A 26,966-nucleotide genomic window follows, 5' to 3' on the forward strand; every position below is an offset into this window, starting at 1 on the left:
ACTCTGGCGGCTTTGTTTTACTTTTTTGGGGTATAAATAAAAAATGAGCTAAAATCCGATTCAAACAGGATTTCGCGAACAGGCGCCGGTCTTGCAGCTTGAGCTTCAAGCTGGCGAATATTGAGGTTAGCGTGGAGGTGACGCATGAGCATAATAGTTGTGTTCGGAGGGACTGGAGATCTTGGCAGGAAAAAGCTAATACCCGACATATACAATCTGTACGTTGACAACAACCTTCCGCCGGAGTGCAGGGTATTCACTGTAGGAAGGTCGATAAGGACACAGGAGGAATACAAGGAGTCGGTGAAGGACTCCATCTCCAAATATTCGAGATTCGGCTTTGACGAGGATGCCTGGCAGGGCTTTGAAAAGCTGGTTTCCTACAGGCAGTTTGATTTCAACGACATAGAAGGGTACAGGGCGCTCGAGGCGGAGCTTTCGGAAATGGAAAGGGAGTGCAAAAATCCCCTCGGAAGGCTCTTTTACCTTGCAACATCCCACGAATTCTTCAGCCCCATAGTCAAAAGGCTCAGGGCTTCGGGCATGGCCGATTCCAAGGGCGCCTTCAGAAGACTTGTCGTTGAAAAGCCCTTCGGCAGGAGCCTTGAAAGTGCCAGAAGGCTGAACGACGAAATAAGAGGCGTATTTGCGGAGGAGGACATATACAGGATTGACCACTATCTTGGAAATGAGATGATACAGAACATACTCAGCCTGAGGTTTTCAAACTCCATATTGGGGCCTGTATGGGACCGGGATTACATAGACAACATACAGATTTCCATACTGGAGGAGGCGGGAGTTGAAGGCAGGGAGGAGTACTACGAAAGCAGCGGGGTGCTCCGCGACATGGTTCAAAACCACATACTCCAGCTCATGTCCCTTGTAATGATGGAGCCTCCGGCCAGCCTTGCGCCAGGAGACATAAGAAAGGAGAAGCTCGAGGTCATAAGGAGCATACGCGACATCACCCCAGAGGACATAGGAGAAAATGTAGTCCTGGGCCAGTACGGGGAAGGCTTGATAAAGGGCGAAATGGCCAAGGGCTACAGGAGCGAAAAAGGCATTCTTTCGGACTCCACCACGGAAACATTCGCGGCGCTGAGGCTTTTTGTACCCAACTCCAGATGGAGCGGAGTGCCAGTATACATAAGAACGGGCAAGAGGCTTGACAGGAAGCTCCTGAACATTGCAATAGAGTTTAAAAATCCTTTGGCCACTTACGACAAGGATGCGTTCGCGGAAACCCAGCCGAGCGTACTCTTGATAAACATACTGCCCCAGGAGAGCATATCCCTTCAACTTAACATGAAGCAGCCGGGAAGGCTCGACAGGCTGGAGCCCTTCGGAATGTCCTTCTTCAAAAAAGCAGAGCTTAAGAACAAAAATCCTGAGACCTATGAAAGGCTCATATTCGACGCAATCAAGGGCGATTCCACACGTTATGCGGGGTGGGAGGAAATTGAAAACTCCTGGCGGATTGTAGAATCCATACTCGATTGCTGCAAAGAAAACAGCGATAGCCTGCATTTCTACAGCGCCGGCAGCGGCGGGCCTAAGGAGGCGGAAAGGCTGATTGAGAAGGATGGGAGGCGTTGGTGGGGTGATGGGAATCCGAGAAAATAATCGGCATGTACGTTTCGTTTTAGGATTTCCTAGTGGCTCCTACGTTTGCGAAATTAAGAATTTTGAGAACTCACTGCGCTCAGACACTCAAAATTCTATGAATTTCGCTGCACGACATCGCCAGGAAATCTAAAAAACTCACTTAAAACATGCCTTCTTATTTTCGTCGGATTCTTTGCGGGTAAGATTAAAAAGACTAAAGAGCTATGGAATCCGATGGAATAATCGGCTTGTAATATCTTCCCGTGTGCGGAGCACACATCACAATGACGCCGGACTCATGCACATGCGTTTCGAAATGTTCAATTGGGTAGTTGCACTAATAGGGATCCGAAGGAACTGGCGAAGCCTTAGTTAAATGAGTTTTGAATGATTTCCAGACGAAGAGCGTGAGTGAAATTGATGATATTTTGAATTGTTTGAGCGAAGCGAGTTTTCAGAATATCCAATTTCACAAATGCTCAAGTCAAAGGAAATCACAAAACGAAATGTTAAGGCGAGGCAATTCCACGGATTCCCCTACAAATAACAAAGAAGAATTCAAAGGAGCTGATCCCATGAAAATAGCAATATGCCAAATGAACGTAACAGAAGGAAAGGAACTCAACATAAAAACAGCCGAGCGCATGCTAAGGGAAGCGGCCTCAAATGGAGCCGACATAGTAGCACTCCCTGAGATGTTCAACTGTCCCTACGACAACAAATACTTCCCTGAATACGCGGAAGAATACCCCGGCATGACAACAGACTTCCTCTCGTCAATAGCGGCAGAACTCGGAATATACATAGTAGGTGGCTCGATACCGGAAAAGGACGGTGAGAGCATATATAACACAGCCTACATATTCGGAAGAAAAGGAGAACTTCTGGGAAGGCACAGGAAGATACACCTCTTCGACATAGATGTAAAGGGCAAGATAACCTTCAAGGAGTCGGACGTTCTCGGCAGGGGCGAAGACATTACCGTGTTCGACACGGAGTTTTGCAAAATTGGAGTGGCAATATGCTACGACATGAGATTCCCTGAACTTATTAGGCTAATGGCCGTTGAAGGCGGAGCCAGGGTTGTAGTAATACCTGCCGCCTTCAACATGACGACAGGTCCTGCCCACTGGGAGCTTACAGCCAGGGCAAGGGCACTCGACAACCAGGTATACTTTGTAGCCGCATCACCTGCAAGGAGCATGGAATCGAGCTATACAGCTTACGGCCATTCAATGGTTACAACGCCTTGGGGAGAGGTTGCCGTCCAGGCAGATGAGAAGGAGCAGATAATCTATTCAGAGCTGGACATGGATTTTGTGGATAAAGTAAGAAGCGAGCTGCCGCTGCTTATCCACAGAAGGACGGATCTTTACGCCATACATGACAAGAAGAATGGCGGAGAATACTAGGCCAGCAATCTTGGACTAGTCATAAAATATAGGGTATAATGTAATATGTGGAGTGCAAAAAGAGGCGAACACCTCTTTTTTGTTTTAGGAAGCCACAGCATTCTAAATATATTAGAAACAGGTGATTGATAGTGAACAATGACATAGAAAACAAGTATTCACATCTGAATGAGATGCAAAGAAAGGCAGTAATGACCGCGGAAGGGCCGCTGCTAATACTTGCAGGAGCGGGCTCTGGCAAGACAACTGTGCTGGTAAACAGGATACACTACATCCTTGCCACAAGGGACATTTTTCCTTCAAACATACTCGCCATAACGTTCACCAACAAGGCGGCAAGGGAGATGAAGGAAAGGGTTGAAAGGCTGCTTGGAGAGAGTGCAGAAGGAATATGGATAGGCACCTTCCACTCGTGCTGCGTGAGAATGCTAAGAAGGGACATAGACAAGCTCGGTTACACGAGCTCGTTTGTAATATACGACAGGGCCGACCAGCTCATACTACTTAAGGATACGATAAAGGAGCTCAACATAAACGAAAAGCTCTATGAGCCCAAGATGGTCATAAACCATATATCGGACGCCAAGGACAAGCTGATAACACCGGAGGAGTTTGACGGCATATATAGGGACGACTTCAAAATGTCCAAGATAGCCCAGATATACAAGGTGTATCAGAAAAAGCTCAGAGAAAACAACGCCTTGGACTTTGACGACATAATAGTCAAGACTGTCGAGCTCTTTGAAAGTCATCCGGATGTTTTGAATTTTTACCAGAGGAAGTTCAGGTATGTAATGGTGGACGAGTATCAGGACACCAACAAGGCGCAGTATAAGCTCATAAGCCTGCTTTCGGGACACCACAGGAATCTGTGCGCGGTGGGAGACGACGACCAGTCAATATACGGCTGGAGAGGCGCTGACATATCAAACATACTCAATTTCGAGGATGATTACGAGGATGCCTCCGTGGTAAAGCTTGAGCAAAACTACAGATCTACCTCGGTGATACTTGATTCGGCAAACCACGTAATAAAAAACAACATGGAAAGAAAGCTAAAGCGCCTGTGGACGCAAAAGGACGGCGGCGACAAGATTAAGCTTTTCAAGGCCAGCGACGAGAGGGAGGAAGGTGACTTCATCGCCCGCCAGATAAAAGACCTCGTGGCAAAAGGGGAAAGAAGCAACAGCGATTTTGCGGTGCTGTACAGGACCAATGCGCAGTCAAGGGCGATAGAGGAAGCCCTGATGAGGCAGAACGTATCCTACAAAATTTACGGCGGAATGAAGTTCTACGACAGGAAAGAGATAAGGGACATAATCGCGTACCTTAGGCTGATACAAAACCCGGTAGACAACATAAGCCTCAAGAGGATAATAAACGTTCCCAAAAGGGGAATAGGGGCTAAGACTGTAGAAAAGCTCGAGGATGTCTCGCTTGAGAGGGGAGACAGCGTATACTCGGTGCTGCTTGACATAGAGCATGCCGACTACGTATCTACAAGAAGCAAGTCAAAGCTAAGCGACTTTGTTTCGCAGCTTGGCACCTTCATGGCGATGAAAGAGGTCATGAAAGTATCCGAGCTTATAGAAAAGGTTCTTGAAAATACGGGTTATATAGCCGAGCTCAAGGCAGAAAACACTGTGGAGAGCCAGACAAGGATAGAAAACTTAAGAGAGTTCATATCAAGTGCCATCGAATTCGAGCAGATAAGCGAGGACAAGGATCTGGAGACATTCCTCGCGTCCATTTCGCTTGTGTCGGACATAGATGCAATGGACGAGGATGAGGAGTATGTTTCCCTCATGACGCTGCACAGCGCCAAGGGTCTTGAATTCAAGACTGTGTTCCTTGCAGGCATGGAGGAGGGCATTTTCCCTATAAACAGGGCCATACTCGACGAGACACAGCTCGAGGAGGAAAGAAGACTCTGCTATGTTGGAATAACAAGGGCCAAGGAGAACCTCTTCATGACATACGCGCATGAGAGGACTATATATGGCAGGAGAAACTACGGGGTTGCATCCAGGTTCATCAACGAAATACCTAAGGACCTGACTGAAAGCCTAAACGTGGCAGCCAGAAACGACAAGAGGCAGGCTCAGTCGAGCAGAAACAAGCTTGATGAGAGCATAAAGCAGAATTTTGCGCTTGATGCGGCAAGCTTTGGTGTTTACTCTTCCAAAAATGTCTCGGCGGAAGACACTAGAAGCGGCATAGACAACAGCGACATAGGCCTTGGAAGCAAGATAGTTCACCCTAGGTTTGGAGGCGGCACTGTAGTTGCCAAGGATGGCAGCAATGTAACTATAGCTTTTGAAAACAAGGGAGTAAAGATAATAAACCTGGATTATATAAAGCTGGAGCTCGCATAAGGCTCCAGGCAGAGCTTAATCAGTATAAAGAGCATACGGTTTGGAGATGAGACTTATGAACATTGGAAGCGAAGAAAAAGTCTTTGCACAGGAACTTATAGACTTCATATACGAAAGCCCTACGCCTTTCCACTGCGCGGCTGAATGTAGCAGGCTTCTTATTGAAAGCGGTTTTGAAAGGCTTGAGCTGAGCGGCAAGTGGAGTCTAAAAGAAGGCGGCAGATATTTCGTTGATAAAAATTCATCTGCAATCATAGCGTTTTGCATTAATTCAACCGACATAGAAAAAGAGGGCTTCAGAATAATAGCCTCGCACTCGGATTCTCCGGCAATAAAGCTAAAGCCGCAGCCCGAGATGTCAGAGCAAGGCTCTTATTACAGGCTCAACACGGAAATATACGGGGGGCCGATACTCAACACCTGGCTCGACAGACCGCTTGGAATGGCAGGAAGGGTCACGCTGATATCAGACAGCCCTTTCAGACCAGGTGAAGCGCTCGTAAATTTCAAAAGGCCTTTGGCCGTAATACCAAACCTGGCCATACACATGAACAGAGATGTCAATAAGGGCGTGGAGCTCAACAGACAGACAGAAATGGCGGCGCTCCTGTCAGTGCTTGAAGGGCAGCTTCCCAAGGAGCATAGTATAAAATCGCTCATAGCCGACGAGCTGTCTGCACAGCCAGAGGATATACTGGACTACGAGTTGTCGCTCTACGAGTATGAAAAGGGCTGCATAACAGGGCTCGACGGTGAGTTCATATCTTCGTCAAGACTCGACAATCTTTCGATGGTGCATGCTGGAATCAGGGCTCTTCTCGATTCAAGGGGCGGCAAGGGAATAAGCGTGAAGGTAGTCTTTGACAACGAGGAAGTGGGCTCGTCCACAAAGCAGGGAGCCGACAGTCCCATGCTTAGGAACGTGCTTGAGAGGATAGCCATTTCGCTTTCAAAGGACAGGGAGGATTTCATCAGGGCGATATACAGCTCGTTTCTGATATCTTCAGACCTGGCTCATGCGCTTCATCCTAACAGGCCTGAAAAGAGCGATCCGACAAATAAGCCGATAATCAATAAGGGTCCTGTCATTAAGGCTAGTGCAAACCAGAAATACACCTCGGACAGTCATTCGGTCGGCGTGTATGAGCAGATTTGCAGGGCTGCGGGCATAGAATTCCAAAGATTTGCAAACAGGTCAGATGAGCCGGGAGGTTCGACAATAGGGCCGATATCGGCGACTCAGCTTGACATTCCTTCGGTGGACGTTGGAAGCCCTGTGCTTGCAATGCATTCGCTGAGAGAGCTCGGCGGAGTGAAGGATCACCATATGATATACAAGAGCTTCGTTAAATTCTTTGAAATCGAATAGTTTTTTTAATCTAAAACCTGCGGCGATGCATATTTGCCGCAGGTTTTGGTATATATATGAATGCTGCGAATATTTGTGTTAAATTTTTTCGAGTTTGTATATTGAGTAATGTCATGTAGTAAAATATCAATATCTAATAATGTATCTACATATAAGGGAAGGCGGATGGAGCTATGAACAATAATGTCAGGCTCGGGGACATACTCTTGAAGTTTGGAAAGATAACAGCCGAAGAACTTGAAAATGCTCTGGATGTCCAAAAAAAGCTCAAGAAAAAACTCGGAGAAGTGCTAATAGAGCTTGGGTATGTCACTGACAAGGACATAATAGAGGTGCTTGAGCACCAGCTGGGAATACAGCACATCGAGCTGGATACCTGCTACATAGAACCTAGCGTACCAAAGCTTATAAGTGAAAGCTACGCGAGTGAAAATCAGATCATTCCTGTGAAGCTCCATGGAGGTGAGCTTACTGTTGCCATGAGCGACCCCTTCAATATAATAGTGATAAGCCAGATTGAGAGGATGCTCGGCTACAATGTAGTACCGGCAATCGCAAGCAGGGGAGAGATTGAAAGGGCCATACAGAGGTACTTCAGTACGCAGAAGGTAGAAAAAGCCGTGGCAGAATTCAAGCAGGAGTTCAATCTTATAGACAGGGAGCTTGAAGTCAGTTTGAATGATGATGTGACTAACGCTCCTATAGTTCGGCTTGTGGATTCAATAATAATGCAGGCTGTCCAAAACAGGGCAAGCGACATACATATAGAGCCGTCTCCGGAGAGCCTCAGGATAAGGTTTCGGATTGACGGCGAGCTTGTTGACGTAATGCACCCCGACATGAATGCTCACGGGTCAATAGTCACAAGGATAAAGATAATGTCAAAGCTGAACATAGCGGAAAAAAGAGTGCCGCAGGATGGGCGGATAGAGGTAAACGACAGCAGGGGTAATCTAGACCTGAGGATTTCAACAATACCGACCATATACGGCGAAAAGGTTGTAATAAGGGTCATGGACAACCAAAGTTTTCTAAAGACTAAAGATAATCTCGGTCTGTCGGGCGGCAACAGGAATAGATTCGATGAGCTGCTCAGGTTTAAAAATGGCATACTTCTGGTAACTGGACCGACGGGAAGTGGAAAGAGCACTACGCTCTATGCCGCTCTTGCAGACCTTAACGATTCGAGAAAAAACATAGTTACGGTTGAGGATCCCGTCGAGTACAGGATGAGCGGCATAAACCAGATTCAGGTGAATCCAAAGACCGGCCTTACATTTTCAACTGGCTTAAGGTCAATACTCAGGCAGGACCCAGACATAATAATGATAGGGGAGATAAGGGATACAGAAACTGCGGAGATTGCAATAAGAGCCGCCATAACCGGCCACCTTGTACTCTCGACGCTGCACACGAATGATGCTGTATCGTCAATAACAAGGCTTTTGGACATGGAGATAAAGCCGTATCTTGTTTCCTCGTCACTCAAGGGCATAGTTGCCCAAAGGCTTGTAAGAAAAGTCTGCCAGCACTGCATAGAGGATTACTTGCCGGTACAGGACGAGCTGTTGCTTATAGGCGCGGACACGGATGAATTTTCGGGAAAGACGCTGAAAAGGGGCAGAGGCTGCAAATACTGCAACAACACTGGCTACAAGGGAAGGGTTGCTGTGCACGAGATACTCCTGATAAACAATGAAATAAGGAAGATGATATTCGACGAGAGTAAGATAGAGGCTATTAAGGACTACGCGCTCAGAAACGGAATGGTTACACTACAGGACAGCTGCAAGGCTCTCATACTAGACGGAACCACAACTACGGAAGAATACATGAGGGTAATGTATCTTTAGACAAAACAGCAGACGATATAGGGGGCAAAATATGACATTGCGAGAATTGGCAAAACTGATTGTGGAGCTCAACGCTTCGGACCTTCACCTTAGTGTAGGAGTGCCGCCTATTGTGCGAATAGACGGAAAGCTTCAAAAGCTTGAGGGGCATGACCCATGCACTCCTTCATCCATTGAAGAGACGGCCATGGAGTTTCTAAGTGAAAGGCATATAGAAATGCTGCACGAAAAAGGCGAAACCGACCTGTCTTACTCTGAGGTCGGAGTAGGAAGGTTCAGGGTGAACGTATTCAAGCAAAGAGGCAGTTACTGCGTGGCCATGAGGGTGGTATCCCTCAAAGTTCCAACAATAGACGAACTGGGATTGCCCTTGGCAGTCAAGGAATTTGCAGACAAAAAAAGAGGCCTGGTGCTCGTCACCGGACCGACAGGTTCGGGCAAGACAACAACGCTAGCATCAATAGTAGATGAGATAAACAGGACAAGAAGCTGTCACATACTTACGCTTGAGGAACCTATAGAATATCTTCACAGGCATAAGATGAGCATAGTCAACCAACGAGAGATAGGCAGCGACAGCCATTCATACCAGGATGCGCTAAGGGCGGCGCTAAGGCAGGACCCTGACGTAATTCTGATTGGAGAGATGAGGGATCTCGAGACTATTGCGATAGCCCTTACGGCAGCCGAAACTGGACACTTGGTGCTTTCGACTCTCCATACAATGGATTCGATGTCGACTATAGAAAGGATAATAGACGTGTTCCCGCCATCCCAGCAAAACCAGATAAAGGTCCAGCTGGCCACTGTACTTCAGGGCGTAGTTTCCCAGCAGCTTGTAAACAGAGCTGACGGCGAGGGCCGGGTTGTCGCAACGGAAATTATGGCATGCAATTCGGCCATAAGAAATCACATAAGGGAAGGCAAAACTCACCAGATAGTGAGCGCAATACAAACAGGTGCCAAGCAGAATATGCACACTATGGACAGCTCCCTGGCAAGACTCTACAGGGAAGGGACAATAAGCTACGATGACGCACTCAGCTGCGCATTTGACAAGGAAGCCCTTACACGATACGTATAAGAAGGTGATTTTTTGGAAAACTACATATACGAAGCGCTTGGTGCCAATGGGAAGAAGCTTCGAGGAGTCATAGAGTCAAACAGTGAGTTCGAAGCAATAAGAAAACTTCGGGAAAAAGACATATACCCAATAAGCGTCAAGCCGCAGACACTGGCAAACAGGGACATAAAGCTGGAAATCAGGAGAAAGATAAGAATAAAGGACATTGCTATGATGTGCAGGCAGTTCCACGCCATGCTTGATTCGGGAATATCAATACTTGAATGCGTAGATGTCCTGCGGAGGCAGACAGAAAACAAAACTCTAGCAAAGTCGCTGGGCAATGTCTACCAGAAGCTCCAAAAGGGTCAGACTCTCTCCATAGCAATGAAGCTGGAGAAAAATACATACCCTGAAATACTTATAAATATGATAGAAGCGGGGGAAACATCAGGCCAGATGGATGTCGTGATGCAGAGGATGGCTGGGCACTTTGAAAAGGAAAATGCGCTGAGCAGGAAGATAAAGACAGCTATGACGTATCCGGCGATAATAGTGGCGGTATCCTTCATGGTGGTGTCTTTTCTCATGGTGTTCGTGCTTCCTACGTTCATTGACATGTTCGAGGGTTCTGGAGCGCAGCTTCCGTTGCTGACAAGGATGCTTCTAAAAGGCGGAGAAATAATGAGCAACTATTGGTACATGGTGTTTGCCTTGCTCATGCTTGCCATGTTCGGAGCCGGGAAATACATGACGAGCACGCGGGGCAGGCACAGGCTCGACATGCTTAAAATAGCAATCCCCGTTGTAAGGGAAATGAACATAAAGATAATGTCATCGCGGTTTTCAAGGACTCTTTCTACGCTTCTTGCAAGTGGAATTCCGATAATACAGGCCATGGGGATAGTCAAGAAGATAATGGGCAACACGGTCGTGGCCAAGGGCATGGATGCTGTAATGAGCGATATAAAAAGAGGCGAGGGTTTTGCACAGTCACTTTCGGAAGTCAAAATATTCCCGCCTATGCTAATATCCATGGTCAAGGTGGGAGAGGAATCCGGAACACTTAGCGAAATGCTTTCAAAATCTGCAGATTACTACGACATGGAAGTAGAGGATTCCATAACACGGATGACGGCATTGCTCGAACCTATACTCATAGTAGTAATGGCTGTGATAGTAGGGACGATAGTAATGGCAATAGTAATGCCAATGTTCGACATGTATCAGTATCTGGGAAGTTAATTTGATTGCACTATGATTATTTGTTCAGACCTAATGGAACAGATAGTCTTCTGCATATAGACTCATCATGTTTTTGTGGAAGGAGGTGAAAACGATGAAGACAATTAATAAAATCCTTAAAAGCAAGAAAGGTTTTACTCTTATTGAGCTTGTTGTTGTCATAGCAGTTCTTGGGATGATAGCTGTTGTGGCAATACCGAAAATTGGAGGCATAACAAAAGATGCAAAGGATGCTTCTGACAAGCAGACAATTGCTGTATTGAATGAGGCAGTTGAAAGATACAAAGCAGAAACAGGTGAAGAAGTTGAAGGTACTACAGCAGCAGAAGTAGCTGATTTTTTAGAGGATAATGATATGATTAAGGCAGGCAGTTATAAAGTCGACAACAAAAAGTTGGTACTTCCTTCTGGAGATGAGGCAAAATTTTCAGATGGAGTTTTTAGTGAATAACATTTATTACATAATCGGAGCGGCAATGTGCATGATTTTATGTTCTTTGCCGCTCCAAATACAACATAACGGAGAAAAAAATGTCTAACACAGATTTCATTTCATACAGTTTCATATTCATACTCGGACTTGTTATTGGAAGCTTTCTCAATGTATGCATATACAGGATTCCAAGGGATGAGTCCATAGTATTCCCTCCTTCGCGCTGCCCGAAATGCGGAAGGAAGCTTTCGGCGCTTGAAAACATGCCACTCTTGAGCTATATGCTGCAAAATGGCAAATGCAAAGGCTGCCAGGGCAGCATATCCATAAGGTATCCGATAGTGGAGCTGCTTACAGGTATATCTTTTGTATGGCTTTTTTCGATGCTCGGATTTTCGACAGTTTTCCTGAAGTATTCAGTGATGATGTGCATACTGCTTGCGATATCCTTCATAGACCTTGAGCACAAGATAATACCCGATGAGATAGTTGTTTTTTCAATAGGGGCGGGCATACTGCTCAATCTTATTGCAAGGGATGTGACACTTCTTTCGGCTCTCATAGGATTTTTCAGCGCCAGCGGAATACTCCTCTTGATGGCGGTAATAACAAAAGGAGCCATGGGAGGCGGAGACATAAAGCTTATGGCCGCAATGGGTATATTTATCGGCAACGGACCAATACTCCTCGCGCTTTTCATAGGTTTCATGATAGGCGGTTTCGTATCACTTTTACTTCTTATTTTCAAGATCAAGGGAAGGAAGGACTACATACCCTTCGGACCGTTTCTCGCGGCGGGGGTTCTCATTTCAGGACTTTTCTTCGATGAGATATTAAGGTGGTATCTGATGTAACGAATTATATTTTTTGAAGTCGATTTGAATGGGGGCATTGCGGTGAAGCGGATGAGTTTTTTAAAAGAAAAACAAGGATTTACACTCATAGAGCTGCTTTGCGTTGTTGCAGTAATAGGTGTCATAATGCTCCCGCTTGCAGGGACATTCAGCTCGGGATACAAGGTCTTCCACAAGGAGGACGAGAACATAAAGGCAATGCGGCTTGCAAGAGGCGCTATGGAGAAAATCGTTGACATTACAAGGATGGCTGAGCTGTCGCAGATTGATGCTGGACCTCACAATCAAAACTCAAATAAAGTGGAAGTTAATACGATAAAAATAGATGATAATACTATTTCGACAGATAATGAAGAATTGTTTGCTCCGGAATTAAGCAAGGACTTTGAAAAGGTCGAACTGAAAATACTTCTCAGCTTCGAAAACATAGTCGATGAGCCTGCGGAAGCGGGGGGGAATCCTGAAATAATCGGCAAAGAGCTGGAAAGCATAAAATATACAATATCAGTCAAAGGCAAGAGAATTAATGACTACGAGATTTCAACAATGGTTAATCTGAGAAAAGATTAAGGATTTAACGGAGGAAAACATGCGCAAAAAGCTTGTGGGAATTGACATAGGAAGCCGCAACATTAAGCTTGTGGCTGGCAGGATAAACAAGGGCAAGTTCGAAGCGGACGGATACGAGATAATAAAAACTCCAAATGGAGCTTTTCAAGAAGACGGAACTCTCAATATGGATGCCTTCTTTGGGAGCAACCCTTTCGAAGATGAGCTTTCAAAAGCTGTGGCAAAGCTGGGCTGCAAAAATAGCGAATGCTTTATAAGCCTTTCATCAAGTGCCCTCATAATAAGAGAAAGAAAATTTCCGCTGGCTGGCAACAAGGAGATTGGCAACATAGTGAAAATGGAAGCCCACAGCTTCCTGCTTGGTCAGGGAGAAGACTACATAATAGACTACAGAATAATCGATGAGGTTATCGAAGAAGGGATTCCGATGCTTAAATGCCTTGTGGCGGCCGTGCCTCAAAGGGTAGTGGAAAGCTACCTGAATCTTGCAGAAGAGTGCGGCCTCAGGGTTAATTCGGTTGACATCCACTCAAGCTGCATTTCGAACTATGCCAGAAGCGCTGTCCTGGAAGATGGGAGGAATACTCTATTTGTCGATATGGGCGGAAAACATACGCGGTTTGTCGTGTTCAGCGGAATGGATTATTTTGCAGAAATCGAAATTGCCTCAGTAAGTGTCGATTCCCGGGAATCGCTTGAAAGATTATCGCAGGAAGTAAGGCGTGTTATGGACTATTACAGGACAAGAAAATTCGGATCGAAAATAGACACCATCGTATTAACAGGCGGGGCTTCAAATGCTGAGGGAATAGAAAAATATCTTGAGGAGACAACCAATGCGGCGGTGAGAAAATTAAACGTGCCTCATGATTTTGAAAAACTTTCAGTTGAAAATGAAAAAAGGATTTCGGACTATTCGATGCTAATACCTGCAATAGGCGCAGTACTAAGGGGAGAATAAAGCATGTTATTGAAGAAGAAGGGGGACAAGAAACCCCACAACATAAAAAAACTAAAGAGCAAACAGATAAACCTTCTCCCCGAAGAGATATTAAGAAGAAGAAAATCTGGGAAGAATTATGTCGCAGCCGGGATTGCAGCAATAATAATCCTTGGATTTGCAAGCGGCGTGTATATAGGAATTGGAAGAGAGATAAGCCGTCTTGATAAGCTGAATGCGGATATGGAGGAGAGTTCCGGAACATTGGAGCTTGCTAGCGAGCATCAGGCATTCCTGGATTCGGTTGAAAAGCGTGTGGAAGAGAAACGAAAGATACTTCAGCGCATAGAGGAAGAAAACGAATCCTTCACGTCAATGTTTTCTTCACTTGAGGAAAACCTTCCGACTGATATAGGCTTTATAAATGTAACGAGCAGCTCGGAAGGCGAAATAGTAATAAAGGGTACAGCGGGCAGCGAGGTTTCAGTGGCAGAGTTTGTACACAACCTAAAGGACGACGGTTATTTTGAAAAGGTTTTTGTATCAAGCATAGAAAGGGATTCATCAGAAAATTCCGGCTGCAGCTTCACGCTGACATGCAGCTTCGGGAGGTAGATATATTGAAACTTTCCAGCAGAGAAAAAATAATGGTTGGCGGACTAGCTGCAATAGTAGCTGCATACGCAATATACAACTTCATATTCATGCCAAGGCTCATGGAGCTAAGAGAGCAAAAGGCGCGCTATGAATCAAACCTGAAGCTCAAAAGCAGCCTTAACAGCGAAATTGCGCAGAAGGACAGTCTTTCCAAAAGGGTGGAGGCTTTGAAGCTGGCGAACAGGGAGATACAACAGGCGATTCCTCAGCTGGCTCACCAGGAACAGATAATTGTGTACATAGAAAATATATTCAAGGATAGCAGCATAAAGACTAGCTCGATAAGCTTTTCGGATACGAGCGATGAAACCGAAAAACCGAGAGTCACGGAGGAGACTTATTCCGTCGAGCAGGTTATGGCTGAGTATGACAAGTTCCTCCAGGAAGGAAAGAAAATAGACATACAGGAGTATTCGCTTGACAAAAAAAGTGGAGAAGCTGACAATGTTAAAAACGATGACGATGAAAAATCGGAAAAAGAAGAGGATCGTTTTGTAGATGCGTTAAGTGCTAAAATATCATTTTCAGGAAACTACGCAGACCTAAAAAAAGCGCTTTTGGAGATGGAAAAGAGCACGAGGAAAATAATCATAAAGAGTGTAGCTATAAAAAATACGGAGCGAAACATTGAAGGTACGATAGAGCTTGAATTCCCATATTACTATGAAAACGGACAGCAGACTGAAATCGAATGGAACATAAAGTCAAACTACGGCAACAGCGACCCATTCATGACAGGAAGACTAAGCCTGCTGAATTATTCGCGTAGCTCCGGCTCGAACAATCAAAGCAGCAGGAGTTCATCAGAGGACAAGCTCCTTGAGGAGTCTGATTTTTAAGGGGCAGTTAAAGACGACAAGCCTTTCGGAGGTTCATTAAATGAAGTCAAACAGAGGATTTACTTTAGTGGAAGTGGTGGTGGCGGTATTTATAATAACACTCATGGGGGCAGCCACGCTAAGAGTATTTTCAACATCAGTAAAAAATGACAACGATACGAAAAGACATGTAAAGGCAAACTATGTAGCACAAAACGTAATGGAGTCTGAAAAAGCGAAGAGAGCAGAAAAGATTGATTTTCAAGAGGATGGAGAGGGAAAAAGCATACCAAAATATTTTGACGAATCTGGAGATGACGTAACATCCCAGGTTTCACAAATAAGCGACACCAGAGGCTACATTGCCAAGGTTGAATACTCCAAATATGAGTCAAACACAGAGCCAGAGGCTTACAAAGAAAATCCCGAAGAAAGCCCTGCGCTTGAAACGTTGCTTGAGATTAATGTCAGTGTATACTTCAACGAAGAAAAAGAAGCGGAGCTAAGTTCGCTTGCGAGAAAATCAAAAAAATAGGCCAAAACTATGCAAGGCAGGTGATATCATGGGCAGCATAAAAAAAATAATAAATAGTGAAAACGGCTCCATGCTTTTATACAGCTTGCTCATAGTATTTGTACTTACCATGCTAGGGGCGTCTATTATCGGACTTTCAATGAGCAACTTTAAGATGGGAAGGCTCGCCTCAGACAAGAACAAGGCATTCTACGCAGCAGACGCAGCAGTGGAGCACGCCATGTGGGTCATAGATGACGAAACTGCAAAAGCTGAAAAAAAGGCGAGAGAATGGGTTGATGGAAAATTTGTCGGCAAGCTTAGCGGAGAGGATATAAGCGAAGAGAAAGCAAATGCCATAGTAGAAGCCGAGTTCAAGAGGGTATACTTTGGAACTTTATTGGGACTCGACAATTTACTGGATGATAGCCTGCTTAAATACGAGCCTGTCTATAGCTTGGATGAAAACGGCAAAAGAGTAAAAACAGGCGAAAAGCTTGATCCTAGCAAGACACTTGAAGCGTATAAAAGCTTTGAAGAAGACGTATTAGAAGATGAATCCATATCTGTGGCTATATCGGATAGAATCCAGAATTTCAAATATGAATCGGAATTTGGCGAAGAAAGCGGCAAGCTAAGAAAAATATCCATGAAATCAGACTATGTTATTTCAGATAACAAGGATGAGAATGGCGGCAGCGTAGCTGTTTCGATAGAATCCGAAGGATCCTACAATAAGATTAGAAAAACACTTGAGGCATCACTCGATATAACCCTGCCGAAATATGAATATACAGGTAAAATCGTAAGCAAAAATGACATATATTCAAAAACCCTTTTGTCTCGGGGCGATATATTTGTGACTGGGGCTAATGTCCAAATACAGGAAGGAGACATATATACATATGGTACATCACAGGTAAGTGATGAAGCTGTAAAGGAATACATAGGAGGCATAGTTGTAGGCTATGACAAAGATAAACTAGAAAAGATTATAAAGCAAAATAAATATATAGCAGAAGATGAAATTAACACTGTGATGGAGTATCTTGAACTGCCTGCCAATAAAGGAAACAACGGAAACAATGGCAATGTATTGTTGCATGTAGTCAAAGGGAACATCTCAACACGTGCAGAGGGACCTGTTACAAATGGTGATGCAAAGATAAACGTGGGGGGAGAGATGCTCGTTGGCACAAGGGACAATGACATATTCAATCAATTTGACAATGAAAAAGTCAAGGAAACAGAATCAATAGTGTTCAGCAACGGTAAAGGACAGGGAAAAGTCACATATATAAAAGAAAATGATATATACATTTATGAGGGTGACAAGAATAAGTTGTATATAAGGGAAGGCGACTCTGCTGTGAGCAAAGAGCTTCCTAACAATATCGAAGGAACAATATTTACAACAGGGAACATCTTTGTAACGGGGAATTTTAGTTTTGATGGTAGCTTAATAGCAGGAGGAAACATATTTTTCTATGGTGAAGGCGTGAAGCATATAACGTATAAGAAGATGAATGAATACGAGAAACTGTCCGATTTCTATATTGTCAATGAAGACAATCAAGAGAACACAGATACTCCAGGCGAAGCAGTAAAAGATGAATCGTCGAAAGTAAAATCCTACAAAGTAAACTACTGGCGCGAAGCAAAATAGATACATTAAATAGCCTGTTTTATGTTAATATATAATGTGCGTAACTTATGGAAGAAAGTGAAAGGATGATGCAAGTGAGAAGCGACGGCAGGAAATTTGACCAGATAAGAAAAGTGAAAATAACGAGAAACTTTACAAAATACGCTGAAGGCTCGATTCTTATAGAAATAGGAGACACTAAAGTGCTTTGCACCGCTTCAATCGAGGAGAAAGTGCCGCCATTCCTCAAAAATTCAGGCACAGGCTGGATAACATCAGAATACTCCATGCTGCCAAGGGCTACAGGCCAAAGAAAGATAAGAGAATCTTCAAGAGGCAAGGTAGAGGGCAGGACCCAGGAGATACAAAGGCTGATAGGCAGATGCCTCAGATCAGTAGTCGACCTTTCAAAGCTCGGCGAAAGGACAGTATGGGTAGACTGCGACGTGCTTCAGGCGGACGGCGGTACGAGGACAGCCTCGATAACAGGCGCCTACGTAGCACTGGCAGACGCCTTCTACAAGCTGTACGCAGAAGGCATGATTCAGGAGATGCCCCTTAAGTCGTTCATAGCGGCGGTCAGCGTAGGCATAGTAGGAGAAAACGAAGTGCTCGATCTTTGCTACGAAGAGGATTCCTCGGCCCAGGTTGACATGAACATAATAATGACAGACAAGGGAGAATTTGTAGAGCTACAAGGTACTGCTGAAACTCACCCCTTCGAGAAAAAGCAACTCTTTGAAATGCTCAGCCTCGGCGAAAAAGGCGTGAGGGAGCTAATACACATTCAAAAGGAAATACTCGGCGAAGAGATAACAAACCTCATAATGAGAAAGAAAATGGAGGTTGTGATAGCCACCCAGAACAAGGGCAAGCTTTCAGAGTTTTCAAGGATACTCGAGGACTTCAATTTCGAGCTCCTTTCAATGGCAGATGCCGGTCTTGCAAATCTGGAGATAGAGGAGACAGGCGCTACCTTCGAGGAGAACGCCCTAATAAAGGCCAGAGAGGTTGCAAGGCGCACAGGAAAGATTGCTATTGCCGATGATTCGGGGCTTATGGTTGATTTTCTGGGAGGCCAGCCTGGAGTCTATTCTGCAAGGTTTGCAGGCGAAGACGCGACTGACGAAGATAACAACAGGAAGCTGTTGGAGCTGATGGCCAATGCAGGCGAAGACGAGAGAAGCGCCAAGTTCGTATCTGTGATTGCGGTTGTATACCCGGGCGGCGAAGAGTTCACGGTGAAAGGAAAATGCAACGGCAGGATAGTAACGAGCCCTCAGGGAGAAGGCGGCTTTGGATACGATCCGCTTTTTATAGCAACCGGACAGTCACAGACGTTCGCGCAGATAAAGCCTGAGCTCAAGAACAGGATAAGCCACAGGGCCAAGGCTCTTGACAACATGAAAAAGGAATTCAGAAAAAGGCTGGGTTAGTATGAAAATAGGAGTAGTAGGGGATACTCACGGCAGCGAAAGCTGGATTGAAAAGGCCTCGAAGATGCTCGAGGGCTGCGATATGATACTCCACACGGGCGACAATTTCAGGGATTCGGTGATTATTCACCGCGGAACGGGGATTGACGTATTAGCAGTCAAGGGCAACTGCGACCACGACGATGTCGAGGAGGAGATCATATTCGAAGCTTCAGGCAAGCGGATAATGCTCTGCCATGGCCACGCATACGGTGTCAAGTTCGGAATGAGAAGCCTTAAAGCAAGGGCGGTGGCAGAAAAAGCAGATGTTGTGGTGTTTGGGCACACCCACGTGGCTCTTTGCGAAACAGAGGGCGGCACTCTTTTTTTCAATCCAGGAAGCGCCGCGAGGCCAAGAATGGGCGACATGCATACAATAGGTTTTTTGGAGATACAAAACGAGGCAATAAATGCAACAATAACAGTGATATGAGGCAAAAAGCTGCCGTTAAGGCGGCTTTTTTGGTGCAAATGATTAATTAACTTGTTCTTTATGCTGCATTGTATGATATAATATTGAAATGGTTAGAAGATTACCAACTGCAAGTAATGGCGAATAACCGGCCAAATAGAATAAATGTAAGGAGGAATATCAATGAGTTCAGAACTAGTAAAAAAAGAAAAAAGCAACGTAGTAATAAAACTTGTGGTAGAGAGCAAAGATTTCCAAGCTGGAGTTGACAAGGCGTACAACAAGCTAAGGGGAAGATTCCACATACCAGGCTTCAGAAAGGGAAAGGCCCCTAAGCAGATAATAGAATTGAACTATGGCAAGGGTATATTCTATGAAGATGCCATAAACATAGTGTTCCCGGCTGCATACGATGCGGCAGTTAAGGAGCTTGGACTTGATCCGGTTGCAATGCCTGAAATAGACGAGGTTGAGCAAATAGGAGACGGACAGGATCTTGTAATGCTTGTTAACGTTACTGTTAAGCCAGAAGTTGAGCTTGGCGAGTACAAGGGAATAGAGGTTGAAAAGAAAGAGGCAGCTGTAGGAGATGAAGAGGTTCTTAAAGACCTTGAGATAAAAAGAGAAAACAACGCAAGATATGTAAATGTTTCTGACAGAGGAGTTCAGGACGGAGACATGCTTGCTATAGACTTCAAGGGCTTTGTAGACGGAGCTGAGTTCCAGGGAGGATCTGCCGAGAACTACAGCCTTGTTGTAGGCTCTAACACATTCATACCAGGCTTCGAGGAGCAGCTTATAGGAGCAGCTCTTGGTTCTGATGTTGACGTGAACGTGGAGTTCCCTGCTGACTACCAGTCAGAGGAGCTTGCAGGCAAGCCTGCGCTTTTCAAAGTAAAAATAAACGAAATCAAGTACAAGGAGCTTCCAGAGCTTGACGACGAGTTTGCAAAGGATGTAAGCGAATTCGACACTCTTGACGAGCTTAAAGCCGATATAAAAAGCAAGCTTCAGGAGGATGCAAACAAGAAGGTTGAATCCGAAATGAAGAATGCCATGGTTGAAAAGGTTGTGGAGGCTGCAACTGTTGAGGTTCCAGAGGTTATGGTTGATGCTGAAGCTGAGGCTATGATGAAGGATTTCGAAATGCAGCTTAGATACCAAGGCCTTGACATGGATACATATGTCAAGTTCGTAGGCAAAAATAGAGATGAGATGAAAGACGAAATGAAGGAGCAGGCTCTTAAGAACGTTAAGAGATCTCTAGTGCTTGAGAAGATATACAAGACTGAAGGGATAGAAATAAACGAAGAAGAGTTCGACAAGGAGCTCGAGGAAATGGCAAAGCTTTACAGCATGGATCTTGAAAAGGTTAAGAAGACTCTTAGACCTCAGGATATCACTAGCATAAAGGAAAGCATGCTTGTTAAAAAGACTGTAGAAATGCTTTATCAGAACGCCAAAATAGCATAGTGAACAATGACAGCGGCAGCACTGCCGCTGTTTTTTTTCAAATCTCTTGTTTATTGGCGCCCTTATTGGTATATAATAGATGTATGGCATTATACAAACAAAAGTCATAACAAGGGGGTATTTACAATGTCACTCGTACCAATAGTAGTAGAACAAACCGGAAGAGGAGAAAGAAGCTACGACATTTACTCGAGGCTTCTTAAGGACAGAATCATTTTCCTTGGAGAAGAGGTTAATGATACAACAGCATCGCTTATAGTGGCTCAGCTGCTGTTCCTGGAATCAGAAGATCCAGATAAGGACATATATCTTTATATAAATTCACCAGGAGGCAGCATAACTGCAGGCATGGCAATATTCGACACAATGCAGTTCATCAAGCCTGATGTTGCTACTGTATGCGTAGGAATGGCGGCTTCTATGGGAGCCTTCCTGCTTGGAGCCGGAGCCAAGGGCAAGAGAATGGCGCTGCCAAACAGTGAGATAATGATTCACCAGCCTCTAGGAGGAACAAGAGGCCAGGCTACAGATATACAAATACACGCTGAAAGAATAATCAAAATGAAGGAAAAGCTAAACCAGATACTCTCTGAGAGAACAGGCCAGAGCATCGATAAGATAAAAGCCGACACTGAGAGAGATTATTTCATGAGTGCGCAGGAAGCCAAGGAATATGGTATAATAGATGAAATACTGGAAAAGAGGGTATAAGGCGTAGCCAAATATATGAAGAGGTGAAAAAATGTCAAGATTTGATGACAAAAAGCATCTTAAATGCTCTTTTTGCGGAAAATCACAAGACCAGGTAAGAAGGCTCATAGCAGGTCCGAACGTATATATATGTGACGAGTGCGTAGAGCTTTGTCAGGAGATTATTAAGGAAGAGTTCGAGGATGCGGTTGAGAATGAAATAACCGGACTTCCAAAGCCAAAGGACATCAAGAAGATACTTGATGAGTATGTAATAGGCCAGGAGGTTGCGAAAAAGACGCTTGCGGTTGCCGTATACAATCATTACAAGAGAATATTCAATTCGGGCTCCGAGACAAAGGATGATGTGGAGCTCCAAAAGAGCAACATCCTTATGCTTGGACCTACGGGTTCTGGAAAGACTCTGCTTGCGCAGACTCTTGCAAGGATACTCAATGTGCCTTTTGCCATAGCTGATGCCACATCGCTTACAGAGGCTGGCTATGTGGGTGAAGACGTCGAGAACATACTGCTCAAGTTGATACAGGCGGCAGACTACGATATCGAAAAGGCCGAGAGAGGAATAATATACATCGACGAGATAGACAAGATAGCCAGAAAATCTGACAATCCATCTATTACAAGGGATGTAAGCGGTGAAGGAGTTCAGCAGGCGCTGCTAAAGATACTTGAAGGCACTACTGCGAATGTTCCGCCTCAGGGAGGAAGAAAGCACCCTCATCAGGAGTTCCTGCAGATTGACACAAGCAAGATACTCTTTGTAGTCGGAGGAGCATTCGACGGTATAGACAAGATAATCCAAAAGAGGACAGGACACAAGTCGATAGGCTTTGGAGCCGAGATAGAAAGCAACAAGGCTGAGGACATAAGCAGGCTCTATGAGCAGGTTGAGCCTGAGGATCTTCTCAAATTCGGACTCATACCTGAGTTCATAGGAAGGCTTCCTGCTATAGTGACACTTGACCTTCTTGACGAGGATGCGCTGATAAGGATACTCACAGAGCCTAAGAATGCGCTTGTGAAGCAGTATAAGAAGATATTCGCAATAGACAATGTGGAGCTTGAGATAGAAAAGGAAGCTCTAATCTATACTGCCAGAAAAGCCATTGAAAGAAAAACGGGCGCAAGGGGCCTTAGAAGCATACTTGAAAAGACTATGACAGACGTTATGTTTGAGATTCCGTCAAGGGACGATATTGAGAAAGTAATAATCACAAAGGAGTGCATATCTGAGGCAAAGGCTCCGCTTGTGATTTTCAAAAGCAGCAAAGGAAAAACAGATGAAAGCCAGGAACCTGGTGAAATAGCGTAACAAACAAAAGGGGCTATAGAGCCCCTTTTAATATTATCCCGACAATGCCGAAAACTCCTATGGCGGCTATGGAACTTAGCTTGCCGCTGTAGAGCAGCAGGAAGGATACGACAGTTATTACAATTGAAACTGGATCAAGGCTTCCCTTGAGTGATACCGAGAACACAGCTGATAAGATGAAACCTATCGTAAGGGGTCTAAGATTGCTAAAAAGAGCTCTTAGATACTTGGAATCCTTGTATTTTTCAATTATGGGTGAGAATAGACCAAGCGAAATTATTGAAAATGATGTGACGGCGACAGTGGCTACTATGCTGCCGGCGATGCCGTAGTATTTGAAGCCTATGAATGTGGCGCTGTTTGTGGCTATAGGACCGGGAGAGCTCTGTGAAAGCACCAGAAGATCCAGAAATTCTGTGCTTGTAAGCCACCCATGCCTGTCTATTATCTCCTTTTCAATGAGCGGCAGCATGGCATAGCCTCCCCCGAAAGTGAACATCCCAATCTTGAAGAAGGTTATGTAAAGAGATATCAGTTTGTCCATATGCTCATTACACCTCCTGCGATTATAATGAATATTGGATTGACATCAAGCAGAGTCACAAGCAAAAACGATATAGCGAGCAGTGCAATATTCTTGTGGGATCTGTTCATCTTTTTGAAAAGCGCAAGGAAGGAACATGCCAGCAGAGACACCATGACAGGTCTTACGCCATAAAAGAATCCATCAAGCACATCCAGGCTTTTGCCGATACTGTATATCCAGGCTAGCAGGAGTATCGATATGAACGAAGGAAAAACAGCGCCAAAGCAGCAGATGAGGCTTCCGATATGGCCGTAAAGCCTGTAGCCAATGAGGAGCGAAAGGTTGACTGCTATAGGTCCTGGAAAGCTCTGGGCCACTGAAATCATGTCGACGAAATCGTGTGAGTCGATTATGCCCTGTTTTGCCACAAGCTCCTCCTCTATGAGAGGAATCATGGCGTAGCCGCCGCCGAAGGTAAAGAAGCCTATTTTGAAAAACGACAATAAAAGCTTGAACACGGAAAAGCCTCCTTTCTTACGGCATTCGTATTAATTATAGATTATACCATACAATAGTATTTGCATATAAATGTTTAAAGATTGCGGCATATAGTGTATTATTAATAGGATATATAATTATTGAAAAATAAATTTACTAAATATATAATAGTAGGGGATTTACAGCTACGGCTATTATATGGCAGTTAGGAGTGATTAAATGAACGAAAATATTGTATTCAGAGAGCATACAATGACGCTAATACCCCTTCGGGGTCTGGCGATATTTCCATACATGGTTCTTCACTTTGATGTTGGAAGAGAAAAGTCTATAAATGCGCTTGAAGAGGCTATGGTAAGCGAGCAGCTTATTTTCCTGACATCCCAGAAGGAAGCCGAAATAGACATACCTACAGTTGATGACTTCTACCATGTGGGAACAATATGCAAGATAAAGCAGATGCTCAAGCTACCAGGGGACACTATAAGAGTGCTTGTAGAGGGTATAGCAAGGGCAAGAGTTAAGGAAGTCATACAGGAAGAGCCTTACTTCAAGGCGGTACTTGAAGAGGTTGATTACCTCGAGGAAGTCGAGCCTGACAAGGAAACAGAGGCTCTTATGAGAAGCGTAATGGACGCCTTCGAGGAGTATGTGAATGTGGGAAGCAAGGTGACTCCTGAAATTTTGCTTACAATTTCTGACATCGAAGAGCCGGACAGGTTCTGCGACACCGTTGCAGCCAACATGAATCTCAAGCCTAGGCAAAAACAGGACATACTTGAGATTTTCGATCCGAAGGAAAGGCTTGAAAAGCTCTATGAGATTCTGCTTGAGGAGATCGAGATACTCGAAATCGAAAAAAACATAAACATGAGAGTCAAAAAACAGGTTAACAGGCTGCAGAAGGAATACTATCTGCGCGAGCAGCTCAAGGCAATACAAAAGGAGCTTGGTGAAGACGAAGAAGCCCTTGACGAAATAGACGAATATAAGGAGAGACTCGTCAAGCTTAAGATTCCAAAGGAAGTAAAGGAAAAAATTGAAAAAGAGATCAAAAGGCTGACGAGCATGTCTTCATCTTCTGCAGAGGCGGCTGTAATCAGAAATTACGTTGATACGTTCTTCTCTCTGCCATGGGACAAGGAGACCAAGGACAAGCTTGAAATAAAGGAAGCCCAGAAGATACTTGATGAGGACCATTTCGGCCTTGAAAAGGTCAAAGAGAGGATACTCGAGTACCTTTCAATAAGAAAACTCGCCAAATCCATGAAGGGGCCGATACTTTGCTTTGTGGGACCTCCGGGAGTAGGCAAGACTTCTATAGCAAAGTCTATAGCCAGAGCCATGAACAGAAAGTTTGTAAGGGTTTCGCTTGGAGGCGTCAGAGACGAAGCCGAGATAAGGGGCCACAGAAGAACTTACGTGGGCGCAATACCTGGAAGAATAATAAATGCTATAAAGGAAGTCAAGACGAAGAATCCAGTTTTCCTTTTCGACGAGATAGACAAGATGGCGTCTGATTTCAGGGGCGACCCTGCTTCAGCTATGCTAGAAGTGCTAGATCCGGAGCAGAACAAGGAGTTTACAGACCACTATATGGAGATTCCTTTTGATCTTTCGAAAGTGCTCTTTATAACTACGGCCAACAGCCTGAGCACAATACCTGGACCACTAAGGGACAGAATGGAGATAATAGAGCTTTCTGGATACACTGAGATGGAAAAGCTGGAGATCGCCAAAAGGCACCTGCTTCCAAAGCAGATAAAGGAGCATAGCCTTGCTGATGGTTTTGTAAAGATACCTGACAAGACAATGCTTGATATAATAAACTACTACACAAGAGAGTCTGGTGTTAGAACGCTCGAGAGGACGCTCGGCAAGCTCTGCAGGAAGGCTGCCAAAAGCTATGTCGAGAATCCAAAGCTCAACATGGTCAAGGTGACAAGCGCAAATCTCGAAAAGTATCTTGGAAAACACAGATACAGCTACCAGACTGTTGCGGAAAAGCCACAGGTAGGCATCGTGACGGGCCTTGCATGGACTACGGTTGGAGGCGATACGCTTTCAATCGAGGTGGCGCTTATGCCGGGAACAGGCAAGCTCGTGCTCACAGGACAGCTTGGTGACGTCATGAAGGAATCTGCGCAGGCAGGACTTTCTTTCATAAGGTCAAAGGTTAAGGAACTCGGCATTGACGAGGAGTTCCACAAGAACATGGATATACACATACACATACCTGAAGGCGCCATACCAAAGGACGGACCTTCAGCCGGTATAACAATGGCCACTGCCGTTATATCCGCATTGACAGGAGTTCCCGCAAAAAGCGATGTTGCCATGACCGGAGAGATAACATTAAGAGGAAGAGTTCTTGAGATAGGCGGACTTAAGGAAAAGGCGCTTGCCGCTCACAGGGCAGGCATAAAAACAGTCATAATCCCTAAGGAAAACGAGAAGGATATCGATGAGATACCTCAGAATGTCAGAAGAGCCCTCAAGATAATTCCTGTTCAGACCATGGACGAGGTGCTAGAGAATATCCTTGTAGCAAAGGATGATAAGGAAGATAATAATGAAAATTAAGAACGCAGAGTTTATAACAAGCGCAGTTGAAAAACATCAGTATCCAGCCGAAGGACTGCCTGAGATAGCATTTGTCGGAAGGTCCAATGTTGGAAAGTCGTCTTCAATCAATACGCTGCTCAACAGAAGAAGCATTGCAAGAATCAGCCAGAATCCGGGCAAGACCAGGACAATCAACTTTTACAAGGTAAACGGAGAGTTTTATTTCGTGGACCTTCCAGGGTATGGCTATGCAAAGGTCTCAAAGGAGGAGCAGGGCAAGTGGGGAGGCATTATGGAAAAATACCTCGCCGACAGACAGGAGCTTTGCAGTATATTCCTGCTTGTTGACATAAGGCACGAGCCCAAGGAAGACGACAGGATAATGTACGAGTGGATAAAACATTTCGGCTATGACTGCACTGTAATAGCAACAAAATCAGACAAGATAACAAGAGGCCAGTATCAGAAGCACATGGCCATGATAAGAAAAAAGCTGGGACTAGCTGCGGACGAAAAGATAATACTCCTTTCTTCCCTTAAAAAAACCGGCGTTGATGAGGTGTGGGACGAAATAATCGACTCCTACGCGCGTAATGGATATGAGATAACAGTAGAATAACAAAAAAATTCCGGTTAAC

General features: G+C 44.8%; 24 protein-coding genes. 22 read left to right on the forward strand and 2 right to left on the reverse strand.

Annotation, left to right across the window (positions count from 1 at the left end; genetic code table 11):
• Nucleotides 1-144 precede the first annotated feature (144 nt).
• From zwf to clpX, 20 genes are all read left to right on the forward strand, one after another.
• Nucleotides 145-1,626: a glucose-6-phosphate dehydrogenase gene (gene zwf / locus GT589_RS09590; protein ID WP_293398463.1), complete on the forward strand. Its 1,482-nt coding sequence runs from the start codon at nucleotides 145-147 to the stop codon at nucleotides 1,624-1,626.
• 557 nt (nucleotides 1,627-2,183) lie between these two features.
• The gene (locus tag GT589_RS09595) at nucleotides 2,184-3,020 is read left to right on the forward strand and encodes a carbon-nitrogen hydrolase family protein (RefSeq protein ID WP_293398464.1); all 837 of its coding nucleotides are present in this window, start codon (nucleotides 2,184-2,186) and stop codon (nucleotides 3,018-3,020) included.
• Between the two features lie 125 nt (nucleotides 3,021-3,145).
• Nucleotides 3,146-5,395: a DNA helicase PcrA gene (gene pcrA / locus GT589_RS09600; RefSeq protein ID WP_442952084.1), complete on the forward strand. Its 2,250-nt coding sequence runs from the start codon at nucleotides 3,146-3,148 to the stop codon at nucleotides 5,393-5,395.
• Nucleotides 5,396-5,450: 55 nt separating this feature from the next.
• Nucleotides 5,451-6,764: a M18 family aminopeptidase gene (locus GT589_RS09605; RefSeq protein ID WP_293398466.1), complete on the forward strand. Its 1,314-nt coding sequence runs from the start codon at nucleotides 5,451-5,453 to the stop codon at nucleotides 6,762-6,764.
• Nucleotides 6,765-6,937: 173 nt separating this feature from the next.
• Nucleotides 6,938-8,617 (forward strand): GspE/PulE family protein, encoded by a 1,680-nt coding sequence (locus tag GT589_RS09610; RefSeq protein ID WP_293398467.1) that lies wholly within the window; start codon nucleotides 6,938-6,940, stop codon nucleotides 8,615-8,617.
• Nucleotides 8,618-8,648: 31 nt separating this feature from the next.
• Nucleotides 8,649-9,701: a type IV pilus twitching motility protein PilT gene (locus GT589_RS09615; protein WP_293398468.1), complete on the forward strand. Its 1,053-nt coding sequence runs from the start codon at nucleotides 8,649-8,651 to the stop codon at nucleotides 9,699-9,701.
• 12 nt (nucleotides 9,702-9,713) lie between these two features.
• Nucleotides 9,714-10,925, forward strand: a complete 1,212-nt coding sequence (locus tag GT589_RS09620; RefSeq protein WP_293398469.1) for a type II secretion system F family protein — start codon at nucleotides 9,714-9,716, stop codon at nucleotides 10,923-10,925.
• A gap of 94 nt (nucleotides 10,926-11,019) precedes the next feature.
• Nucleotides 11,020-11,376 (forward strand): type II secretion system protein, encoded by a 357-nt coding sequence (locus GT589_RS09625; protein WP_293398470.1) that lies wholly within the window; start codon nucleotides 11,020-11,022, stop codon nucleotides 11,374-11,376.
• 80 nt (nucleotides 11,377-11,456) lie between these two features.
• Nucleotides 11,457-12,212 (forward strand): prepilin peptidase, encoded by a 756-nt coding sequence (locus GT589_RS09630; RefSeq protein ID WP_293398471.1) that lies wholly within the window; start codon nucleotides 11,457-11,459, stop codon nucleotides 12,210-12,212.
• A gap of 51 nt (nucleotides 12,213-12,263) precedes the next feature.
• Nucleotides 12,264-12,782: a type II secretion system protein gene (locus tag GT589_RS09635; protein WP_293398472.1), complete on the forward strand. Its 519-nt coding sequence runs from the start codon at nucleotides 12,264-12,266 to the stop codon at nucleotides 12,780-12,782.
• A gap of 19 nt (nucleotides 12,783-12,801) precedes the next feature.
• Nucleotides 12,802-13,743 (forward strand): type IV pilus biogenesis protein PilM, encoded by a 942-nt coding sequence (gene pilM / locus GT589_RS09640; protein ID WP_293398473.1) that lies wholly within the window; start codon nucleotides 12,802-12,804, stop codon nucleotides 13,741-13,743.
• Nucleotides 13,744-13,746: 3 nt separating this feature from the next.
• On the forward strand, nucleotides 13,747-14,337 hold the full coding sequence (locus GT589_RS09645) for a PilN domain-containing protein (RefSeq protein WP_293398474.1): 591 nt from the start codon (nucleotides 13,747-13,749) through the stop codon (nucleotides 14,335-14,337).
• A 5-nt stretch (nucleotides 14,338-14,342) separates the two neighbouring features.
• Entirely contained in the window at nucleotides 14,343-15,218 is an 876-nt protein-coding gene (locus GT589_RS09650; protein ID WP_293398475.1) for a hypothetical protein, read from the forward strand.
• Nucleotides 15,219-15,258: 40 nt separating this feature from the next.
• Nucleotides 15,259-15,732, forward strand: coding sequence for a type IV pilus modification PilV family protein (locus GT589_RS09655; protein ID WP_293398476.1), 474 nt, complete (start codon nucleotides 15,259-15,261; stop codon nucleotides 15,730-15,732).
• Nucleotides 15,733-15,760: 28 nt separating this feature from the next.
• Entirely contained in the window at nucleotides 15,761-17,377 is a 1,617-nt protein-coding gene (locus tag GT589_RS09660) for a pilus assembly PilX family protein (protein WP_293398477.1), read from the forward strand.
• Between the two features lie 47 nt (nucleotides 17,378-17,424).
• A complete protein-coding gene (rph, locus tag GT589_RS09665) occupies nucleotides 17,425-18,792 on the forward strand; it encodes a ribonuclease PH (protein ID WP_293398478.1) in 1,368 nt (455 codons plus the stop codon).
• Between the two features lies 1 nt (nucleotide 18,793).
• On the forward strand, nucleotides 18,794-19,264 hold the full coding sequence (locus GT589_RS09670; protein ID WP_293398479.1) for a metallophosphoesterase family protein: 471 nt from the start codon (nucleotides 18,794-18,796) through the stop codon (nucleotides 19,262-19,264).
• A 162-nt stretch (nucleotides 19,265-19,426) separates the two neighbouring features.
• Complete coding sequence (tig, locus tag GT589_RS09675) at nucleotides 19,427-20,716, forward strand: trigger factor (RefSeq protein ID WP_293398480.1); 1,290 nt, start codon at nucleotides 19,427-19,429, stop codon at nucleotides 20,714-20,716.
• Between the two features lie 126 nt (nucleotides 20,717-20,842).
• Nucleotides 20,843-21,427: an ATP-dependent Clp endopeptidase proteolytic subunit ClpP gene (gene clpP, locus GT589_RS09680; protein WP_293398481.1), complete on the forward strand. Its 585-nt coding sequence runs from the start codon at nucleotides 20,843-20,845 to the stop codon at nucleotides 21,425-21,427.
• A gap of 31 nt (nucleotides 21,428-21,458) precedes the next feature.
• Nucleotides 21,459-22,739 (forward strand): ATP-dependent Clp protease ATP-binding subunit ClpX, encoded by a 1,281-nt coding sequence (clpX, locus tag GT589_RS09685; RefSeq protein ID WP_293398482.1) that lies wholly within the window; start codon nucleotides 21,459-21,461, stop codon nucleotides 22,737-22,739.
• A gap of 13 nt (nucleotides 22,740-22,752) precedes the next feature.
• On the opposite strand, the gene GT589_RS09690 is transcribed toward clpX, so the two are convergent.
• Together GT589_RS09690 and GT589_RS09695 are read right to left on the reverse strand one after the other, a co-directional pair.
• The gene (locus GT589_RS09690; protein WP_293398483.1) at nucleotides 22,753-23,283 is read right to left on the reverse strand and encodes a chromate transporter; all 531 of its coding nucleotides are present in this window, start codon (nucleotides 23,281-23,283) and stop codon (nucleotides 22,753-22,755) included.
• Complete coding sequence (locus tag GT589_RS09695) at nucleotides 23,271-23,783, reverse strand: chromate transporter (protein ID WP_293398484.1); 513 nt, start codon at nucleotides 23,781-23,783, stop codon at nucleotides 23,271-23,273. Before GT589_RS09695 ends, GT589_RS09690 begins: the two co-directional genes overlap by 13 nt.
• A gap of 199 nt (nucleotides 23,784-23,982) precedes the next feature.
• Here GT589_RS09695 and lon point away from each other — a divergent pair, with 199 nt between their 5' ends.
• Both lon and yihA read left to right on the forward strand, forming a co-directional pair.
• Nucleotides 23,983-26,346, forward strand: a complete 2,364-nt coding sequence (gene lon / locus GT589_RS09700) for an endopeptidase La (protein WP_293398485.1) — start codon at nucleotides 23,983-23,985, stop codon at nucleotides 26,344-26,346.
• Nucleotides 26,336-26,947, forward strand: a complete 612-nt coding sequence (gene yihA / locus GT589_RS09705; protein ID WP_293398486.1) for a ribosome biogenesis GTP-binding protein YihA/YsxC — start codon at nucleotides 26,336-26,338, stop codon at nucleotides 26,945-26,947. The genes lon and yihA overlap by 11 nt, the downstream gene beginning before the upstream one ends.
• Nucleotides 26,948-26,966: the final 19 nt, after the last annotated feature.

The sequence above is a fragment of the Peptoclostridium sp. genome (genome assembly GCF_009881055.1).
GTDB lineage: Bacteria > Bacillota > Clostridia > Peptostreptococcales > Peptostreptococcaceae > Peptoclostridium_A.

Excerpts from the sequence above, each read along its gene's own strand:
- rph (WP_293398478.1), top strand. The coding sequence starts at position 17,425 with ATGGAAGAAAGTGAAAGGATGATGCAAGTGAGAAGCGACGGCAGGAAA.
- pilM (WP_293398473.1), top strand. The coding sequence starts at position 12,802 with ATGCGCAAAAAGCTTGTGGGAATTGACATAGGAAGCCGCAACATTAAG.
- GT589_RS09670 (WP_293398479.1), top strand. The coding sequence starts at position 18,794 with ATGAAAATAGGAGTAGTAGGGGATACTCACGGCAGCGAAAGCTGGATT.
- clpX (WP_293398482.1), top strand. The coding sequence starts at position 21,459 with ATGTCAAGATTTGATGACAAAAAGCATCTTAAATGCTCTTTTTGCGGA.
- GT589_RS09660 (WP_293398477.1), top strand. The coding sequence starts at position 15,761 with ATGGGCAGCATAAAAAAAATAATAAATAGTGAAAACGGCTCCATGCTT.
- GT589_RS09635 (WP_293398472.1), top strand. The coding sequence starts at position 12,264 with ATGAGTTTTTTAAAAGAAAAACAAGGATTTACACTCATAGAGCTGCTT.
- yihA (WP_293398486.1), top strand. The coding sequence starts at position 26,336 with ATGAAAATTAAGAACGCAGAGTTTATAACAAGCGCAGTTGAAAAACAT.
- tig (WP_293398480.1), top strand. The coding sequence starts at position 19,427 with ATGAGTTCAGAACTAGTAAAAAAAGAAAAAAGCAACGTAGTAATAAAA.
- GT589_RS09595 (WP_293398464.1), top strand. The coding sequence starts at position 2,184 with ATGAAAATAGCAATATGCCAAATGAACGTAACAGAAGGAAAGGAACTC.
- GT589_RS09615 (WP_293398468.1), top strand. The coding sequence starts at position 8,649 with ATGACATTGCGAGAATTGGCAAAACTGATTGTGGAGCTCAACGCTTCG.
- GT589_RS09655 (WP_293398476.1), top strand. The coding sequence starts at position 15,259 with ATGAAGTCAAACAGAGGATTTACTTTAGTGGAAGTGGTGGTGGCGGTA.
- zwf (WP_293398463.1), top strand. The coding sequence starts at position 145 with ATGAGCATAATAGTTGTGTTCGGAGGGACTGGAGATCTTGGCAGGAAA.
- GT589_RS09645 (WP_293398474.1), top strand. The coding sequence starts at position 13,747 with ATGTTATTGAAGAAGAAGGGGGACAAGAAACCCCACAACATAAAAAAA.
- clpP (WP_293398481.1), top strand. The coding sequence starts at position 20,843 with ATGTCACTCGTACCAATAGTAGTAGAACAAACCGGAAGAGGAGAAAGA.
- GT589_RS09605 (WP_293398466.1), top strand. The coding sequence starts at position 5,451 with ATGAACATTGGAAGCGAAGAAAAAGTCTTTGCACAGGAACTTATAGAC.
- GT589_RS09690 (WP_293398483.1), bottom strand. The coding sequence starts at position 23,283 with ATGGACAAACTGATATCTCTTTACATAACCTTCTTCAAGATTGGGATG.
- GT589_RS09610 (WP_293398467.1), top strand. The coding sequence starts at position 6,938 with ATGAACAATAATGTCAGGCTCGGGGACATACTCTTGAAGTTTGGAAAG.
- GT589_RS09625 (WP_293398470.1), top strand. The coding sequence starts at position 11,020 with ATGAAGACAATTAATAAAATCCTTAAAAGCAAGAAAGGTTTTACTCTT.
- lon (WP_293398485.1), top strand. The coding sequence starts at position 23,983 with ATGAACGAAAATATTGTATTCAGAGAGCATACAATGACGCTAATACCC.
- GT589_RS09630 (WP_293398471.1), top strand. The coding sequence starts at position 11,457 with ATGTCTAACACAGATTTCATTTCATACAGTTTCATATTCATACTCGGA.